Origin of the sequence: Denitromonas halophila (assembly GCF_007625155.1) — a bacterium.
In the GTDB taxonomy this organism is placed as follows: Bacteria; Pseudomonadota; Gammaproteobacteria; order Burkholderiales; family Rhodocyclaceae; genus Nitrogeniibacter; species Nitrogeniibacter halophilus.
Window position 1 is genome coordinate 96,878 of record NZ_VMNK01000018.1, and the last position, 16,424, is coordinate 113,301.

18 protein-coding genes are annotated in these 16,424 nt (G+C 62.9%); 3 read left to right on the forward strand and 15 right to left on the reverse strand.

The window, feature by feature from the left end:
• The 7 genes from FHP91_RS18615 to FHP91_RS18645 form a co-directional block, all read right to left on the reverse strand.
• Entirely contained in the window at positions 1–387 is a 387-nt protein-coding gene (locus FHP91_RS18615; protein WP_144311002.1) for a cation:proton antiporter subunit C, read from the reverse strand.
• A complete protein-coding gene (locus tag FHP91_RS18620; RefSeq protein ID WP_144311003.1) occupies positions 384–821 on the reverse strand; it encodes a Na(+)/H(+) antiporter subunit B in 438 nt (145 codons plus the stop codon). The genes FHP91_RS18615 and FHP91_RS18620 overlap by 4 nt, the downstream gene beginning before the upstream one ends.
• A complete protein-coding gene (locus tag FHP91_RS18625) occupies positions 818–1,411 on the reverse strand; it encodes a DUF4040 domain-containing protein (RefSeq protein ID WP_222105251.1) in 594 nt (197 codons plus the stop codon). The genes FHP91_RS18620 and FHP91_RS18625 overlap by 4 nt, the downstream gene beginning before the upstream one ends.
• Positions 1,369–1,674, reverse strand: coding sequence for a monovalent cation/H(+) antiporter subunit G (gene mnhG, locus FHP91_RS18630; protein WP_144311004.1), 306 nt, complete (start codon positions 1,672–1,674; stop codon positions 1,369–1,371). The genes FHP91_RS18625 and mnhG overlap by 43 nt, the downstream gene beginning before the upstream one ends.
• Positions 1,675–1,697: 23 nt before the next feature.
• A complete protein-coding gene (locus tag FHP91_RS18635; RefSeq protein WP_222105252.1) occupies positions 1,698–1,988 on the reverse strand; it encodes a monovalent cation/H+ antiporter complex subunit F in 291 nt (96 codons plus the stop codon).
• The gene (locus tag FHP91_RS18640) at positions 1,985–2,482 is read right to left on the reverse strand and encodes a Na+/H+ antiporter subunit E (protein WP_144311005.1); all 498 of its coding nucleotides are present in this window, start codon (positions 2,480–2,482) and stop codon (positions 1,985–1,987) included. The genes FHP91_RS18635 and FHP91_RS18640 overlap by 4 nt, the downstream gene beginning before the upstream one ends.
• 195 nt (positions 2,483–2,677) lie before the next feature.
• On the reverse strand, positions 2,678–3,628 hold the full coding sequence (locus tag FHP91_RS18645; RefSeq protein WP_144311006.1) for a D-2-hydroxyacid dehydrogenase: 951 nt from the start codon (positions 3,626–3,628) through the stop codon (positions 2,678–2,680).
• A gap of 104 nt (positions 3,629–3,732) precedes the next feature.
• On the opposite strand from FHP91_RS18645, the gene FHP91_RS18650 reads away from it, so the two are divergent.
• Positions 3,733–4,527 carry an IclR family transcriptional regulator gene (locus FHP91_RS18650; RefSeq protein ID WP_144311007.1) on the forward strand — a complete coding sequence of 265 codons (795 nt, stop codon included), beginning with the start codon at positions 3,733–3,735 and terminating at the stop codon, positions 4,525–4,527.
• Positions 4,528–4,540: 13 nt separating this feature from the next.
• On the opposite strand, the gene pbpG is transcribed toward FHP91_RS18650, so the two are convergent.
• The 6 genes from pbpG to FHP91_RS18680 all read right to left on the reverse strand — a co-directional run bounded on the left by pbpG (position 4,541) and on the right by FHP91_RS18680 (position 11,108).
• Positions 4,541–5,455, reverse strand: coding sequence for a D-alanyl-D-alanine endopeptidase (gene pbpG / locus FHP91_RS18655; RefSeq protein ID WP_144311008.1), 915 nt, complete (start codon positions 5,453–5,455; stop codon positions 4,541–4,543).
• Positions 5,456–5,549: 94 nt separating this feature from the next.
• Positions 5,550–6,680, reverse strand: a complete 1,131-nt coding sequence (locus FHP91_RS18660; RefSeq protein WP_144311009.1) for a patatin-like phospholipase family protein — start codon at positions 6,678–6,680, stop codon at positions 5,550–5,552.
• Positions 6,681–6,771: 91 nt separating this feature from the next.
• On the reverse strand, positions 6,772–7,167 hold the full coding sequence (locus FHP91_RS18665) for a TerB family tellurite resistance protein (RefSeq protein WP_144311010.1): 396 nt from the start codon (positions 7,165–7,167) through the stop codon (positions 6,772–6,774).
• A 353-nt stretch (positions 7,168–7,520) separates the two neighbouring features.
• Entirely contained in the window at positions 7,521–7,994 is a 474-nt protein-coding gene (locus FHP91_RS18670; protein WP_144311011.1) for a phosphate-starvation-inducible PsiE family protein, read from the reverse strand.
• A 73-nt stretch (positions 7,995–8,067) separates the two neighbouring features.
• The gene (locus FHP91_RS18675) at positions 8,068–8,673 is read right to left on the reverse strand and encodes a MarC family protein (protein WP_144311012.1); all 606 of its coding nucleotides are present in this window, start codon (positions 8,671–8,673) and stop codon (positions 8,068–8,070) included.
• A gap of 158 nt (positions 8,674–8,831) precedes the next feature.
• Positions 8,832–11,108, reverse strand: coding sequence for an NADP-dependent malic enzyme (locus tag FHP91_RS18680; protein ID WP_144311013.1), 2,277 nt, complete (start codon positions 11,106–11,108; stop codon positions 8,832–8,834).
• Between the two features lie 394 nt (positions 11,109–11,502).
• Here FHP91_RS18680 and FHP91_RS18685 point away from each other — a divergent pair, with 394 nt between their 5' ends.
• Together FHP91_RS18685 and FHP91_RS18690 are read left to right on the forward strand one after the other, a co-directional pair.
• Complete coding sequence (locus FHP91_RS18685; protein WP_144311014.1) at positions 11,503–13,344, forward strand: phosphoenolpyruvate carboxykinase (GTP); 1,842 nt, start codon at positions 11,503–11,505, stop codon at positions 13,342–13,344.
• Positions 13,345–13,469: 125 nt separating this feature from the next.
• On the forward strand, positions 13,470–14,639 hold the full coding sequence (locus FHP91_RS18690; RefSeq protein ID WP_144311015.1) for a pyridoxal phosphate-dependent aminotransferase: 1,170 nt from the start codon (positions 13,470–13,472) through the stop codon (positions 14,637–14,639).
• 44 nt (positions 14,640–14,683) lie between these two features.
• Here the strand turns inward: FHP91_RS18690 and FHP91_RS18695 are convergent, their stop codons facing one another.
• Both FHP91_RS18695 and lysM read right to left on the reverse strand, forming a co-directional pair.
• Complete coding sequence (locus FHP91_RS18695) at positions 14,684–15,415, reverse strand: transglycosylase SLT domain-containing protein (protein ID WP_144311016.1); 732 nt, start codon at positions 15,413–15,415, stop codon at positions 14,684–14,686.
• A 408-nt stretch (positions 15,416–15,823) separates the two neighbouring features.
• Positions 15,824–16,327, reverse strand: coding sequence for a peptidoglycan-binding protein LysM (lysM, locus tag FHP91_RS18700; protein WP_144311017.1), 504 nt, complete (start codon positions 16,325–16,327; stop codon positions 15,824–15,826).
• Positions 16,328–16,424 lie beyond the last annotated feature (97 nt).

Below are 16,424 nucleotides of genomic sequence, written 5' to 3' on the forward strand. Positions count from 1 at the left end.
TCAGCCGTCCTTAGCTTCGGGTTCGGGCGAGGTGTCGTCCCGCGCATCCATCAGGAGAATTTCATCCTCATCAATTGAGCCGTAGGCCTCCTTGATCCGCACGACCAGCGCCAGCCCGAGGGCCAGCGTTGCCACACCGACCACAATCGCGGTGAGAATCAGCACATGCGGCAGCGGGTTGGAATACACCGCGAACTGCCCGCCAACGATCGGCGCCACGCCACCGATCAGCTTGCCCGGTGCGATGTAGAGCAAGTACACCGCCGTCTGGAAAATGCCGAGGCCAATCAGCTTTTTGATCAGGTTCTCGCGCGCCATGACGATGAACAGCCCGACCATCAACAGCAGGACCGTGACCCAATAGCTGAAATGACTGGCCAAGGTCATTCTTCAGCCTCCTCGGCATCGCGACGACGCCCGGCAAACACATAGAAGATCTTGAGCATCACCGACGCCACGGTAATCAGCACCCCCATCTCGACCCAGAAAATGCCACGATGCTGTCCGGACACCGGATCGGCGCCGAGCACGAAGTAGTCAAGATAGTTGCCGCCCAGCAAAATGGACGCGATGCCCACGCCGGAGTACAGCAGTACGCCAATCGCCATCAAGCTCTGAACCATCTCGGTGGGGACGACGCGTCGCGCCGCCGGCAGGCCGTAGATCAGGGCGTAAAAGATCACCGCAGCGGCCACAATCACGCCCGCCTGGAATCCGCCACCGGGGCCGTAGTCGCCGTGAAACTGCACATACAGGCCAAACACGAGCGCAAAGGGGATCAGCAGCTTGGCCAGCACACGAAGAATGATGTCCAGTCTCATTCCTTGCTCTCCTCACGCGACTTGTCGAGCGGCCGCCTCGGCCGGCGGCGCCCCAACAGGGCGATCACGCCAATGCCGGCGGTGAACACCACAAAGGTCTCGCCGAGCGTGTCAAAGCCCCGATAGCTTGCCAGCACGGCCGTCACCACGTTGGGCACACCGGTTTTCACGGGGCCTTCGGTCAGGTAGCGCGGCGCAACGTGTTGGTGGATGGGCGCGCCAGGATCGGAGAACGCCGGCAGCCCCAGCGTGCCGTACACCAGCATCGCGCCGGTGGCGACCACCACCAGCAAGGGCAGCCACGGCCGATGAATAGGCTTCGACTCGGTGCCGCCGGTGAGATGGATGGCGCCGAACAACAGCACGGTCGAAATCCCCGCACCGACGGCGGCCTCGGTCATGGCTACGTCGACGGCATCGAGCACCACCATGACGGTAGCCATCAAAAAACTATAGATGCCGCTAAGCAGCACCACGCCGTATAGATTGCGCTGGCGCGCCATGCCGATGGCGGCAGCGCCCATGAGTGTCAGCAACACGACGGCAGTCAGTTCTTCGAGGATGATTTCGCTCCTTGATCCGGTTGCCACGGGGTGACCCCGCGCCGATGCGCTGCATTCGCCAGCGAGTGCGACGCGGTCGGCGAGCAGAAGAAAATCAGCAGCCACAGAATCAGCAGCTTGCCGCTCGCCAGCGTGAAGCCCGACTGCAACAACAAGCCGACAATGATCAGGCTAGCGCCGAGCGTGTCGATCACGCTGGCCGCATGCATGCGCGTGTAGAAGCCCGGCATGCGCAGCACGCCAAACGCGCCGATCACGCAGAACACGCCGCCTGCGCCCATCAGGATCATGCTGAGGATATCGATTGCCGCGCTCACAGCCGGTGCTCCTCGTCCGCCACGCCGGGCTCGCCCAGATCGCCGTAGCGGAAAAACTTCTGGACCGCGATGGTACCGACGATATTCAGCAGCCCGTACACCAGCGCCAGATCGACGAACTCCGGGCGGCCGGACACAAACTGGAAGATCGCGAGCAGCAACATCGCCACCGTCCCGACGGCATTCCCCGCCAGCGCCCGATCAAAAACGGTCGGTCCGAGCAAGGCCCGCACCAGCAGCAAGCACAACGACACCAACAAAGCGCCGACCACCACCGCGTACATCATGCGCGCGCCTCACACGCACTGACCCGTCGATCCATTTCGCCTCCCGCGAGGTCCTCGGCACCGGCCTGAGTCAGGGCGTGCACCAGGATTTCATCGCCCTCAATCGCAACAGAAATCGTGCCGGGCGTCAAAGTGATGGAATTGGCGTACATCACCTGCCCGACCGCGCTCGTCTGGCTCATCTTGACGCGCATCATGGTCGGGCTGATCGGCAGGCGCGGATGCACGATGAGCTTGGAGACTGTCCACGCCGATTTCACGATCTCGACGACCAGCCACGGCCAGTACGACCACACGCCGGCGCGCAACTCGAGCGGATGCCCTTCGCGATCGATCACCGACATGCGGTGCGCAAACAACACGACCAGCACGGACGACACCAAGCCCACCGTCACAAGAAACGGCGTGAAATAGCCGGACAGCACCAGCCAGAAAACAAACAAAGAGATGACAACGCTGATCGAATGAAACCTGTGCATATGCCTATGGCCCATCGAAACGCGAGAAAAACACCGCGGCGGGAACGGCGCCGTGGTCGCTTTGAGCGGCTAGTGTGTCAGAAAGCCACGTCCAACGTCGAATGTCATTCGACTTGAGGCAGACGAGTTTATACATATATGGATCGAATTGTCTCGATTTTGATTATTTTTCGTCTTCCACAGCCCGATTGGATGCAGTTTTTTGATGGTTCAAGGAAGACAGTTTCTCGGCGCACCGCACAGAAACGCGTCAATATTTTGTACCACCTGCGCCGCCATCGTCGCCATCGCCTCGCCCGACGCCCACGCCACATGTGGCGTCACGATAAGGTTGGGGATGTCGGGCGCCAGCAAGGGGTGGTCTGACGGGGGCGGCTCGGCAGACAGCACATCAATCGCGGCGCCGGCGATCAGGCCCTGGCGCAGGGCATCGGCCAAGGCTGCCTCATCGACCAGCGCGCCGCGCGCCGTGTTGATCAGGAAGGCGCTCGTCTTCATCGCCTGCAAGGCCGCCAGATCGATCATGCCGCGGGTACTCGCATCCAGCGGGCAATGCAGCGACAACACGTCGGACCGCTTCAGCACCTCGCCAAATTCCACACGCCCCGCACGCACGCGGTCGGCGCCAGGTCGTTCCGACCACAGCACCTGCATGCCGAAGGCCTCGGCCAGGCGCGCCACACCGCCGCCCAGACTGCCCTGCCCGACCAGACCAAGCGTCGCACCGCGCAGATCGCGAATCGGATGATCCAGAAAGCAGAAATGGCGCGACTGCGGCCAGCGACCGGCGCGCACATCCTGATGATAGGCCATGAGATTGCGCGACAAGGCGAGCATCAGGGTGATCACGTGCTCCGGCACCGTGGTGTCGGCATACCCTCGTACATTGCTGACCACAACGCCGCGCGCGCGACACGCCGCCAGATCAACGTTGTCCGAGCCGGTGGCCGCCAACGCAATCATGCGCAGTGCCGGCAACTGCGCAAGCACCGCCGCATCGATACGCAGCTTGTTGATGACCGCAATCTGCGCATCGCGCAGGCGCTCGATCACATCCGCCGGCCGGGTATCCGGATAGTCCACCCAGGTGTGCGCCACCGTGGGCCGCGAAAACGCCGCCTTGACCGAATCCCTCTCCAGAAAAACGATCCTCGGTTCCATACCGCCCTACCTCCAGTGAATGCCCTTGCTATGCCACGATACGGTATTTCACTAGGCGAAATCTACGGGAGTCAAGTACCATTCGCCTACTAGGGAAAGCCGCAATGAAGATACCGAAAGACCCCAACGCTCCAGAATCCAAAACCTCGATCCAGGTCATCGAACGCATGATGTCGCTGCTCGATGTGCTGGCCAAGCACCCCGATCCCGTCTCGCTCAAACTCCTGGCCGCGCAGACCGGACTGCACCCATCTACGGCGCACCGCATCCTGGCCGCCATGACCACCAGCGGCTTCGTCGAGCGCACCGAGAACGGCATCTACCGCCTCGGCATCCGGCTGCTCGAACTCGGCTCCTTGGTCAAATCGCGCATTTCGCTGCGCGAAACCGCGATCATCTCCATGCTCGAGTTGCACCAGCGCACCGGCGAGAGCGTCAATCTCGGCATCCGTGACGGCGATCAGATCGTGTATGTCGAGCGCACCTCAAGCGGCCGCTCGTCCGTACGCGTGGTACACATCGTCGGCGCACGCGCCCCCCTGCACACCACCGCCACGGGCAAGCTGTTTCTTGCCGACGACGGTCTGCCAAAAATCCGCGACTACGCCAAACGCACCGGCCTGCCGGGCTCCACCGCCACGTCGATCCGTGATCCTGCGGCGCTGGAAAAAGAACTGGACAAGGTCCGCCGCCATGAAGTGGCCTACGACATGGAAGAAGTCGAGGCCGGCGTACGGTGCATTGCGGCGGGCATTCGTGACGATTCGGGTGAGTTGGTCGCGGGCTTGTCTTTGTCGACACCGGCCGAACGCTTCAACCCCGATTGGGCCCCGCTGATCCTGGAAACCGCCCGACAGATTTCTCGCGCCCTGGGCTACCGCCCGCGCGACGCCGCCTGAGCCTGGCGGGCGCTCAGCCCGCTGCGCCCTTGCGCGCCATCACCAGCGCATCCCACGGCCGCTGCGCCAACCACTTTTGCAGGCGCCGGGCATCGGCCGTGCGCGTGCGCGAGCCAAAGGAATCGAGCAGCACCACGAGCACCGGACGGCCGCGCATCCAGGTCTGCATGACCAGGCAACGCCCCGCCTCTTCGATGTAACCCGTTTTGGACAGACTGATTTCCCAGTTCGGATCCTTCACCAGCGGATTGGTGTTGCGGAATTCGCGCGCACCCCGCGCCAGCGCCACCGTGTGATGGCTATCGGTAGAGAACTGGCGAATCAGCGGATAGCCCGAGGCCGCCTTGAGCATCAGCGACAGATCCCTGGCGGTCGATACATTGCCCGCGCTCAGGCCGGTGCCTTCGACAAATCGGCTGCGGGTCATGCCCAGCTTGCGCGCTTTGTCGTTCATGGCCCTGGCAAAGGCCTTGTCCCCGCCCGGGAAATATCGGGCCAGCGCTGCTGCCGCCCGGTTTTCAGATGACATCAAGGCCAGGCGCAGCAGATCTTCACGGCTGACGCGGCTACCAATCGGCAAGCGTGAGCGACTCTTGCGCAGACGGTCGCGGTCATCTTCCGTCACGGTCAGCATCTCGGACAACGGCTGGCGGGCATCGAGCACGACCATCGCGGTCATCAGCTTGGTGATGGATGCCACCGGGGCAACACGATCCGCGTTCCGCGCCAGCAAGGCCTCACCGCTGCGCTGATCGACGATCAGAAAGCTCTCGGAGCGCAGCTCGGGGCTATCGGCGCGCGCGGCCTCGGCCAGCAAGGGTGTCGCGACTTTTTTTGCCACGCTCACCCGCTCGGGCGGCGCAGCGCTCGCCACGCAGATCAGGCTGGCGGCACAACAGCACGCGACGAAGAGTCGTCCAGGCTTCATTAAGTCCACCGCAAGTTGTTTCGCAAATTATCCATAAAAATCCGCCACTCAGGCGGGTTTTCTAAAGAAAAATCTCGCCATCTGCCACCTGGATTCACAACCGCAGGAAATCAACCACCGCCTGACGACGCGCCATTGTGTCCTCGTAGCCCAGAGCGATCAGATCGCGCGTAAAGGCGGGCTCAAACAAGAGGTAGGACAAGAGCGTCGAGCCACTCGGGCGCATTGCCCCGACCCCGCGCAGCACCGTGCGCAAGAGCGGGGGCAGGCTATGCCGGTGCTGGCCAGCAATCGCGTCGATCCGCCGCGAGGGTGCGATCACCAGGGTTTCAATCGGTCGCAGCGTGAGGCCCGCGGCTTGGCGCTGCTCGGCGGTGAAGGCGCCAAGCGTGCTGTTGATGCGTTCGAGCCGCTCCAGATCGACCGCCAGACTATCCAGAAAAATGCTCGACATGGCGTGACCGGCAATCTGCGCCAACGACGGATAGGTGTGGCCTTGCTGACGCCCCTCTTCCTCCAGCCGGCCCGAGCCAATCACCAGGATGCGGTCGGCGCCCAGGTGCACCGCCGGACTGATCGGCGCGAGCTGGCGCATTGAGCCGTCGCCAAAATACTCGCGATGGATGCGAACGGCGGGAAAGACAAACGGGATCGCGCTTGAAGCCATCAAATGCGGCACCGACAGCTCGGTGCGCACCCCCAGCCGCTGCGCACGCCGCCAGGGCAACACCCCGTCGGCCGCCTGAAAAAAGGCGAGGCTCTCGCCCGAGGTGTAGCCCGAGGCGCTCACACTGACCGCATGCAGGTGGCCATCGCGAATCGCCCGGCCGATCGCCGAAAAGTCGAGCACGCTCTCCAGCAGCCGCGCCAGCGGGGCGTTGTCGAGCAGCGAGCGCGGCGTCTGGCGGAACAACCAGCCGGTAAGCAAGGCCGAGCCCCAACGCGCACCGGTGCCGGCCAAGGCGGGGAAATCGGTGCGATACACCTGATCCACATGGAAATTGCGCCAGATGTAGGACATCTTGCGCACGGCCATCGGAAAGTTGTCGGAATACACGGCCAGCGAGGCGACGTTGATGCCGCCGGCCGAGGTGCCACACAGAATCGGAAAGGGATTGCCCGGGCGCCGCCCCCACAGCTCCCGAATCGCATTGAGCACGCCGACCTGATAGGCCGCACGTGCGCCACCTCCGGTCAACACCAGCGCGGCCTTATCCGTATACATGTGCCCCCCGTCCGTTGTTTTGAACAACGGCCGGGGGACATTGTGCTTTAGGACAATAAACGCTCAGTAGCGCCACGCATGCGCAGAGGCATCAATGCTCAAGGCCGCGAATCCAGCGCGCAGAGGCGCGCCGAAGCAGTTCTGCCTCAGACCGAGAAACGTGTCCATCTGCGCCGACGATGCGAAGCATGCCATCCAGTAGTTGCAGCCTCATGCTCGGCGAGACGATTTCGGAGAGCAGCGAATCAATAAGCGCCGAGCGCGTCGTCGCCTCGCTGACGCTCCACAATGTGCTCGATTGCTGGAGGTCATAGCAAAAATCCTCAAGCACAGCATCAAACGCGGCCTCATCAAGGCCAAGCGTGGCGAGCAGGCCCGACTCACTCAATTGCCGGCTCTCATCACGATCGAATCCACCGTCGATCAAAATAGCCAGAGAGAGGATACGTGCAGCGGCCTGGGGACTATTGTCTGGGTAGCTTCTCATCACAGTTCTCCGGTCAATGGGTGCTTCGAATTGGCCAGGTCGGGCGAAAATCGCAACCGCAGGCCGTTCGCCCAGGCCGAACCACTTTGCTGGTGGTCGCAAGCCCTTGTTGGACGGCTCCACTATAGAAGCAAGGCAAAGATCAAAAAAAGTCAAATAAAGTGATTTAAAACATCAATTTTTTTGATCAAAGACCCAAAGACCTATAGGCGCGCTAGAAACTCGGTCATTCCAGATCGTGCCGGTATCCGATGCACCCAACGCGAACCACCGCGGCCGCACGACGCTGGCCCATCCAGCGAAGAAGGCATACTGAAACGCAGCCCAAGGCCACGCGGCGAAGACTCACACGCTTATTTGTATCTTGAATGGAAGACGTGAACTGCCCCATAGGCAAAGCCCAGCGCAAGCACGATGGCCGCAAGGGACAGCACCTCAGCGGCATCGTGCTTGCCGAAATCGAGAACAATCGCTTTTCGGGCTACCGCCATCAGCGCCGTGGCGAGCACGAGTTTGACCGGCAACGCCGAACTCTTGAGATAAAGCCGGATGTTGACGAATATCTCGATGGCAACAAGCACCGCCAAAAAGGCAGCAAAAGTCTCGAAGATATCGCTGATATTGAGCAGGTATAACGGCGGCGTCATCAGCCGCTGATAAATCACGTACACGACATCGCCAATGCCGAACAGCACAACGCCAGTCATCATGACGGCCAGCACGCGAACCGCGAAGCGGATGGTCGCATGACAATAATGCAGCACGAGGTCGCTATCTTTTTCGGGCAACTCGGCATGCATTTCAGTGGTGGTCTCTTCAGACGTCATGCGTACTCCCTCTCAATATGGAACCGACTCAGGCCTGTGCAGCATCTGCGCTCCCGAAACGGAGTCACAGGGCTTAGCCAAAGTAGGTCTGAACGCCCCTGAATACATGATTGACCGCCATCGCTGCCAACAGCAAGCCCATCGTTCGGCTGACAAGCTCCGCACCGGCCTGGCCGATCAGCCGGCCTATCGGGCCGGCGACAAGAAGCAGGCCCAGTGTCGCAGCGAGCACGAGCGCCAGTAGCCCCCCGGACAGAAACTGCTGCGCCAAATCTCCTCGATGATGATCCATCGCCATGACCACCGCGAGAATCGCCCCGGGCGACGCAATCGAAGGAAAGGCAAGCGGACAGATTGCAACATCCCTTTCGCTGCCAATTTGCTCGATTTCGCGCTGCGGCTTGCCTTCGAAAAATATCATCGACATGGCGAAGGCGAACAGGACGAGCCCGCCGGCCACTTCGAAGGTGGCAAGCGGGATGCCCATTGCGTCCAGGAGCGCCTCGCCGCTCACGGCAAAGAACGTGAGCAGCGCGGCTGAAACGATCACCGCTCGCACAGCCACGCGACGCCGCTTAGCGGCGTCGAGTCCGGCGGTGGCCGAGAGAAAAACCGGCAAGGTACCGATCGGGTCGACTACGGCCCAGAACAGGACAAACTCCTGAAGCACCGTCTGCATCACTGAACCTTATCGAAGAAACCAAACTTGCGTCAGGGTGCTGCGCCGGCACCGCCTGGCGCCCCGCGGGCAAAAAACACCCAGGGATGCGCCAAACGGCTTCGTCATGCGAGACCACACTCGTCGCCGCAGCCTCGCCCAGCAGGCAGTTAGGGCGATCAGGCCTGCTCGGCCATCGCCTCGACAACGGTCAATGCGGTCATGTTGACGATGCGTCGCACCGTCGCCGTCGGGGTGAGGATATGCGCCGGCTTGGCCGCCCCCAGCAGGATCGGTCCGACCGTCATGCCTTCGCCCGAGGCCGTCTTGAGCAGATTGAACGCGATGTTGGCCGCGTCCAGCGTCGGGAAGATCAGCAGGTTGGCGTCTTCCTTCATGCGCGCATTCGGGAAGACCTGCATGCGCGTGGTGGCGTCGAGCGCCGCGTCGCCGTGCATTTCGCCCTCCACCTCGAGGTCGGGATGCTGTTCGTGCAGCAGGCGCAGCGCCTCGCGCATCTTGGCTGAGGTCGGCGAGTCGTCCGAGCCGAAGCTCGAATGCGACAGCAGCGCCACCTTGGGTTCGACGCCGAAGCGGCGCATCTCCTCGGCCGCCATCACGGTCATCTCGACCAGCTGCGCCGGCGTCGGATCGTAAGTGACATAGGTGTCGGCCATGAACACCGTGCGCCCCGGCAGGTTGATCAGGTTCAGCGTGTAGCACTTGCTGACCCCGGGCTTGCGGCCGAGCACATCGTCAATGAACTTGAGGTGCAGCTGGTGCATCCCGTAGGTGCCGCAGATCAGGCCATCGGCATCGCCGAACTTGAGCAGCAAGGCGCCGATCAGGGTCGAGCGACGGCGCACTTCGCGCTTGGCGTACTCCACCGACACGCCGCTGCGCTCCATCAGCCCGTGGTAGTGCTTCCACAAGCTGTCGTAGCGCGGGTCGGAGTCCGGGTTGACCAGATCGAAATCCGTGCCGGCCTGCAGGCGCAGGCCGAAACGCTCGATATGGTTGGCCACGACGGCCGGGCGGCCAATGAGGATCGGCCGCGCCAGGCCCTCGTCGACCACGATCTGCACCGCACGCAGCACGCGCTCGGATTCGCCTTCGCTGAAGATGATCCGCTTGGGGTTGCGCTTGGCGGCGGCAAACACGGGCTTCATGATCAGGCCCGAACGCCACACGAAGCCATTGAGCATCGTGGTGTAGGCGTCCCAGTCGGTGATCGGCCGCGTCGCCACGCCGGACTCCATGGCCGCGCGAGCCACCGCCGGCGCGATCAGCACGATCAGGCGCGGGTCGAAGGGGCGCGGAATGATGTACTCACGACCGAAGCCGGCCACTTTCTCGCCATACGCCGCGGCCACGATGTCGCTTTGTTCGGCGCGTGCCAGCTCGGCAATCGCCTTGACGGCGGCCATCTTCATTTCATCGGTAATCGTCGTCGCACCGACATCCAGCGCGCCGCGGAAGATGAAGGGAAAGCACAGCACGTTGTTGACCTGGTTCGGGTAATCCGACCGGCCGGTGGCGATGATCGCGTCATCGCGCACCGCTTTGACATCCTCGGGCAGGATCTCCGGCCGCGGGTTGGCCAGGGCCAGCACCAGCGGGTTGGGCGCCATCTTCCTGACCATGTCCTGTTTGAGCACACCGCCCGCCGACAAGCCGAGGAATACGTCAGCCCCTTCGATGATCTCGCCCAGCGTGCGGGCGTCCGTCGGCTTGGCGTAGCGCGCCTTGATCGGGTCCATCAGCGTCGTGCGGCCTTCGTAGACCACGCCTTCGATGTCGGTCACCCAGATGTTTTCAACCGGCACGCCGAGCATCACCAGCAGTTCCAGGCAGGCCAGCGCCGCGGCACCGGCGCCGGAAGTCACCAGTTTGACGGTCTTCAGATCCTTGCCTTGCAGGTGCAGACCGTTGAGCACTGCCGCGCCCACCACAATCGCCGTGCCGTGCTGGTCATCGTGGAAGACCGGAATGTTCATCCGCTCGCGCAGCTTCTTCTCGATATAGAAGCACTCCGGCGCCTTGATGTCTTCGAGGTTGATGCCGCCAAAGGTCGGCTCCAGCGCGGCGATCATGTCGATCAGCTTGTCGGCGTCGGGCTCGTTGATTTCCAGATCGAACACATCGATATCGGCAAATTTTTTGAACAGCACGCCCTTGCCTTCCATCACCGGCTTGGCCGCCAGCGGGCCAATATTGCCCAGACCGAGCACCGCCGTGCCGTTGGTGACCACACCGATCAGGTTGCTGCGCGAAGTCAGGTTGGCCGCTTCGGCGGGCGACTCGACAATCGCCTCACATGCCGCCGCCACGCCCGGCGAATAGGCCAGCGACAAATCCTGCTGGTTGGTCAGCGCCTTGGTCGGCGTGACCGAAATCTTTCCCGGGCGCGGGTAGCGGTGGTAGTCCAGCGCGGCCTCGCGAATCGAATCGTCCATGGGCATCCTCATCTCCTGGTCATTGGGGCAGTAGGCACCGCCCCTAGGGTTTCACCCTATTATTGGAATAAGCTTTCATTTCCATGTCGCTACCACCCCCAAATCAACAAAATCCTTTCTTGATGTGCACTTTTCCCGCACCAGGATTTTCTCGTCGGGGGCTGACGTGGCATAATCATAGGCTTTCGGAAGCGGCCTTGTCGCTTCGTGGTTTCCACATGTGCGCACCACCGCTTGTAGCGCGCACTTCAGGGGTAGCACCTGACGCTCGCGTTGTATTGCCCAACGGCCGCGACGCTCGTTCAGATGCACTCCGAGAGGACCGCTCGCCACGGCTGTATGCCGGTGGCGGGCGTTACGGTTTACAACCTGCAATCCTGGAGAATTCCGCGCCATGAACCAATTCGCCGAGGCCGCTCTGTCTGCCGCTCCGGACTACGTCCGCCAAGAAAAGCTCAAACAATGGGTCGCTGAAATTGCCGCCCTGACCGAACCCGACCGGGTTGAGTGGAGCGACGGAACGCAGGAAGAATACGACCGCCTCTGCGCTGAAATGGTCGACTCCGGCATGCTGATCAAGCTCAATCCGGAAAAGCGCAAAAACTCCTACCTCGCCTTCTCCGACCCGTCCGACGTGGCCCGGGTCGAAGACCGCACCTTCATCTGCTCCGCCGACAAGGGCGACGCCGGCCCGACCAACAACTGGGAAGATCCGGCCGTCATGCGCGGCACGCTGAACGGCCTGTTCAAGGGCGCCATGCGCGGCCGCACCATGTACGTAGTGCCCTTCTCGATGGGCCCGCTGGGCTCGCCGATCGCCCATATCGGCATCGAGATCACCGACAGCCCCTACGTGGTCACCAACATGCGCACCATGACGCGCATGGGCAAGGCCGTGTATGACGTGCTCGGCACCGACGGCGAGTTCGTGCCCTGCGTGCACTCGGTCGGCGCCCCGCTGGCGCATGGCGAAAAAGACGCCCGCTGGCCGTGCAACCCCGACACCAAATACATCGTGCACTTCCCCGAGACCCGCGAGATCTGGTCCTACGGCTCGGGCTACGGCGGCAACGCCCTGCTGGGCAAGAAGTGCTTCGCTCTGCGCATCGCCTCAACCATGGCACGTGACGAAGGCTGGCTGGCCGAGCACATGCTGATCCTCGGCGTCGAATCACCCGAAGGCGAAAAGACCTACGTGGCTGCCGCCTTCCCGTCGGCCTGCGGCAAGACCAACTTCGCCATGCTGATCCCGCCCAAGTCCTTCGACGGCTGGAAGATCACCACCGTCGGCGACGACATTGCCTGGATCAAGCCGGGCAAGGATGGCAAGTTCTACGCCATCAACCCGGAAGCCGGCTTCTTCGGCGTGGCCCCCGGCACCTCCGAGAAAACCAACTTCAACGCCATGGCGACGCTGAAGGAAAACATCATCTTCACCAACGTCGCGCTGACCGACGACGGCGACGTGTGGTGGGAAGGCATGAGCAAGGAAGCCCCCGCCCACCTGATCGACTGGCAGGGCAAGGACTGGACGCCCGCGATGGCGAAGGAAACCGGTCGCAAGGCCGCCCACCCGAACTCGCGCTTCACGGCTCCTGCCAACCAGTGCCCGTCGATCGACGACAACTGGGAAGACCCCGCCGGCGTGCCGATCTCGGCCTTCATCTTCGGCGGTCGTCGCGCTACCACCGTGCCACTGGTGTACCAGGCCTTCAACTGGAACTTCGGCGTCTACATGGCTGCCACCCTGGGCTCCGAAACCACCGCGGCCGCCTTTGGCGCGCAGGGCGTGGTGCGACGCGATCCGTTCGCCATGCTGCCCTTCTGCGGCTACCACATGGGCGACTACTTCAATCACTGGCTGAAGATGGGCCACGTGGTCGAGAACACGCCGAAGATCTTCTGCGTCAACTGGTTCCGCATGAACGAAAGGGGCGAGTTCATGTGGCCGGGCTTCGGCGAGAACATGCGTGTGCTCAAGTGGATCGTCGATCGCTGCAAGGGCAACATCGCCGCCAAGGAAACCGCGCTGGGCTGGATGCCGCGCTTCGAAGACATGGACTGGACTGACGCCGACGTCACCAAGGCCGAGTTCGAAGCCCTGACCACCATCGACGCCGAGGCCTGGAAGAAAGAACTGGCCTCGCACAAGGAGTGGTTCGACAAGCTGCAGGACCGTCTGCCGCGCCAGATGCTGCTCAAGCGCGAACTGTTCGAACTGGCCCTGTCGGTCTGAACCGCGACACCCGGCCGCCCGCCGGCGGCCTGCACTGCCAACAAGCGCCGCCGGTCGGCGCTTGTTGCATTTTCACGCCGCCCCGCGCGCCCTATGATGGCAAAACCCCGCCCCGGAACTCCTCCATGACCGCCCCGACTCTGTCCCTCGCCGACCGCATGACCGACATCCGCCCCTTCCATGTGATGGAGCTGCTGCGCCGCGCCCGCGAACTCGAAGCTCAGGGCCGCGACATCATCCACATGGAGATCGGCGAGCCGGACTTCCCCAGCCCGCCGCCGGTGGTCGAAGCCGCCACCCGCTTTCTGGCGCGTGGCGATGTGCATTACACGCCGGCGCTGGGCATCGCCCCGCTGCGCGAAGCGATCGCACGTTTCTACCAGGACCGTTTCGGTGCCGATGTCGCCCCAGAGCGCATCGTCGTCACCCCCGGCGCCTCGGGCGCGCTCATGCTCGCCCTGGCCGCGACAACCAACCCGGGCGACAGCTGGCTGCTGCCCGACCCCACCTATCCGTCTAACCGCCATCTGGTGCGCGCTTTCGAGGGCGTCGCCCGCGCGGTGCCGGTCAATGCCGACAGCGCTTACCAACCCACGGTCGCCGCGGTCGAAACCGCCTGGCAGCCCAACACCCGCGGGCTGATTGTTGCCTCGCCCGCCAACCCGACCGGCACCCTGCTCACCCAGCCCGAGATCGGCGCCCTGCGCCAGTCCGTGCGAGCGCGGGGCGGCCAGCTGATCGTCGACGAAATCTATCAGGGGCTCACCTACGGTGTGGATTCGAGTACCGCGCTAAAGACCATGGACGACGTGTTCGTGGTCAACAGCTTCAGCAAGTATTTCGGGATGACCGGCTGGCGACTCGGCTGGCTGGTCGCGCCCGAGGGCTATGCGCGCGAGATCGAACGCCTCGCCCAGCACTTCTTCATCTCCGCCTCAACCATCGCCCAGCAAGCCGCGCTGGCCGCGTTCAGCCCGGCCTGTCTCGACATCCTCGAATCACGCCGCCAGGCCTTCGCCGAACGGCGCAACACCCTGCTGCCGGCACTGCGCGATCTCGGCTTCAAGGTCGCGTCCGAGCCGCAGGGGGCCTTCTATATCTACAGCGATGTCAGCGCGCTCACCGACGATAGCGAAACCCTCGCCCGCCGGCTGATCGAAGAGGCCGGCGTGGCCGCCACGCCGGGCATCGACTTTGGCGACAACCGCCCACGCCAGCATCTGCGCTTCGCCTACACCACCAGCCAGTCCCGACTGGCCGAAGCCGCCGAGCGGATCCGCCGCGTACTGGCGTAAAAAAGGACGGCGCAACAGCCGTCCTTTTCTTGAAGCCTTGATACTCAGGCGTCGGACTTCGCCGCCACCTCAGCAAGGCGTGCCTGCATCGACAACACCTTCTTGGCGTATCGCGCGTTCTCGTCGCGCAGCGCGCCACCGTAGTACTGCAAGGCGGACTGCAGCGAGCCGTAGCGGCGCAGCCCTTCCTGGATCACCAGTGCCCCGACCCGCACATTGGTCACGGGGTCAAACAAAGACTCGGGCGTCGCGTCCGGGCCGATCTTGTCCTGATGGAAACGCGGAATCACCTGCATCAGGCCTTGCGCCCCCACGGTGCTTTCGGCCATCGGGTTGAAGCTCGACTCGATCGCCATCACCGCCACGATCAGCAGCGGATCCAGGCCCAGCTCTTCGGCCGACTGCTCGGCACGGACCAAGGGGCGCAGCAAGGCCGTTTGCGACACCCGGTAACGACGTGCCACGTAGCTACGCACGCGCTCCAGCTCGGGGGACAACTCGGCATCGGCCGTGGCCACGACTGGCGGCGCCTGCAACAGGGCTTCGGGTTCATCAGCAAGCTCGACCATGGGGCGCGGGGGCATCACGGCTTCAGCATGGGCTTGCGCCAGACTGACGATCGGCAAGCCGCGGGCGGCTGACTGAGGTTCGATGACAGAGGCCACCAGAGCCGCTGCCGACAGGAGACCCAGGGCGATCAGACTGCCGTGGGCAAAATGCTTCAGAAATGCACCGCTATGAAAAATGGCGCGCTTCATGACCGTTGCGTTCTTCATGGTGGTCCTCCAAGAGGCCCGCCTCTGCTCACCCGTGCCGTCGTCATGAGAATAACGTCGGCACAGCGTGGATTCAGGCCGTCCGGATGGCTTGTCAGCCGGCCGGAGCAACGAATCCTCGGAGAGTCGGGTCGCCAGTGGTGTCCCGCGTGACCGGTAAGATCACGCACTCACTCGATTTGACGATCCCACCAGGTCGGGGAGCGATCGCCACGCATATGCTGCAACGCAGCACGAATCGCACTCTATTGATTCATATGGATTTTGTCAATTTTGAACTGCTAAAAACGGTGGCAAAAATACCACAAATATGGCGGCGCGCCAGCAGCGGCGCGGCTTCGGGCGGCGAAAAAAAACGGAGCCGAGGCTCCGTCTTTTCACCATGCACATAGCAGGGTTTTTTGTCGCTCAGCCTTGCGCCGGAATCCGCAGCATCTGACCCGGATAAATCTTGTCCGGATGCGACAGCATCGGTTTGTTGGCCTCAAAAATGACCATGTATTTGTTGGCGCTGCCGTAGTAGGTCTTGGCAATCGCCGACAAGGTGTCGCCACGCGCCACGGTGTGGAACTTGGCCTCCGGCTCCGGGTTGGTCACCACGATGGTGTCCTGCACCTCGCCCACACCGGCCACGTTGCCGGCAGCGAGCAGCACTTTCTCGCGCGTGGCCTGGTCGGGCGTCGTCCCACCGACCGACACCACGCCGGCCGCGCCGTCGAAGGCCACCGTCAGCCCTTCGATGGGCAGATTCAGCGTACGCACATAGTTGGCGATCGCCTCGGCCGCTTTGGCATTGGCCGCAGCCACTTTGTCGGCGGACGGATCCTTGGCGGCAGCCTCTTGGGCGGCCTTCGCCTCACCCGTGCCAAACAGCTTCTCGCCCGCTTCCTTGATGAAGTTGAACAGTCCCATAACACCTCCTGCAGTTGGTCAATCGATTCCGGCCATTGCCCGGCTCAGGCCACTTTATACGGCACCCACATGACCCGTGCACGCCGGGACAACAAAC